General features: G+C 64.3%; 2 protein-coding genes. Both read right to left on the bottom strand.

Annotated elements, in window-relative coordinates:
* Nucleotides 1–839, bottom strand: an 839-nt coding sequence (locus EOA29_RS37060; RefSeq protein WP_145970074.1) for a MoxR family ATPase, incomplete at its 3' end; no start/stop codon positions are given.
* Between the two features lie 29 nt (nt 840–868).
* The coding region (locus tag EOA29_RS37055; protein ID WP_145970073.1) for a flavin reductase family protein at nt 869–1,212 on the bottom strand (344 nt) is incomplete at its 5' end.

The raw sequence follows: 1,212 nt of genomic DNA, 5'->3' as shown, positions 1-1,212 counted from the left end.
TATTTCAAAAGCACGCCGATCGTGTCGGACACCGTTTCCGGATCGAGCGCCACCTTGTCGAGCTCGGTGAGCGCGCCGGCCCAGTCGATGGTTTCGGCGACGCCGGGCGCCTTGAACAGCTCGACCTGGCGCAGCTTCTGGATGAAAGACACCACCTCGGCCGACAGGCGGCGATTGGCCTGCGGCACCTTGCGGCGCACGATCTCCAGCTCGCGCTCGGCATTCGGATAGTCGACCCAGTGATAGAGGCAGCGCCGCTTCAGCGCGTCGTGGATCTCGCGGGTGCGGTTGGTTGTGATGATGACGATCGGCGGCTCATCGGCCTTGATCGTGCCGAGTTCCGGGACGGTCACCTGGAAGTCCGACAGGATCTCGAGCAGGAACGCCTCGAAGGCTTCGTCGGTGCGGTCGAGCTCGTCGATCAGGAAGACCGGCGCCGCGCCCGCCTTGCCGGTCAGCGCGTCGAGCACCGGGCGGCGGATCAGGTATTTTTCGGAAAAGACGTTGCGCTCCATGTCGGAGCGCACGACCTTGCCTGCCGCCTCCTCCATGCGGATCTCGATCATCTGGGCGGCATAGTTCCACTCGTAGACGGCTGAAGAGACGTCCAGCCCCTCATAGCATTGCAGGCGGATCAGCCTACGGCCGAGCGCGTCGGCCAGCACCTTGGCGATCTCGGTCTTGCCGACGCCCGCCTCGCCCTCGAGGAACAGCGGCCGCTTCATGCGCAGCGATAGGAACAGCACCGTCGCCAGCGAGCGATCGGCGACATAGTCCGCGCCGGTCAGGAGATCGAGCGTCTCGTCGATCGACTTCGGCGCGGGCCGCGGCGCGGTCATTTTGTCTCCGTGGACGCCGCGCACCCGTTTCACAGAACGTGGTAACCGCGGTTGTGATAGATCAGCGGCCGCAAATTATCGCCGATGCGCAGACCTGTCACCTTGCCAAAAAGCACACGGTGGGTGGCGAGATCCTTGGCGTCGACGATCTGACAATCGAACACGGCAAGCGCACCTTTCAGCGTCGGCGCGCCGGTCGAGATCACGTCCCATTCGGCGAGCGCGAAACGCTCTTCGGACGGCAGGCCGGTCATGCCGGAAAAGCCGACCGAAACGGCCTCCTGGTCCGAGGCGAGCGTGTTCAGCGCGAAGTTGCCGTTCCTGATGAACGCTTCGTTCTTGGGATTCTCGCGGTTGAGGCAGACGAGCACGG

This window comes from Mesorhizobium sp. M1E.F.Ca.ET.063.01.1.1 (assembly GCF_003998155.1).
In the GTDB taxonomy this organism is placed as follows: Bacteria; Pseudomonadota; Alphaproteobacteria; order Rhizobiales; family Rhizobiaceae; genus Mesorhizobium.
Note: the sequence above shows the minus strand (reverse complement) of the source record. Positions and strands in the feature narration are given on the sequence as shown.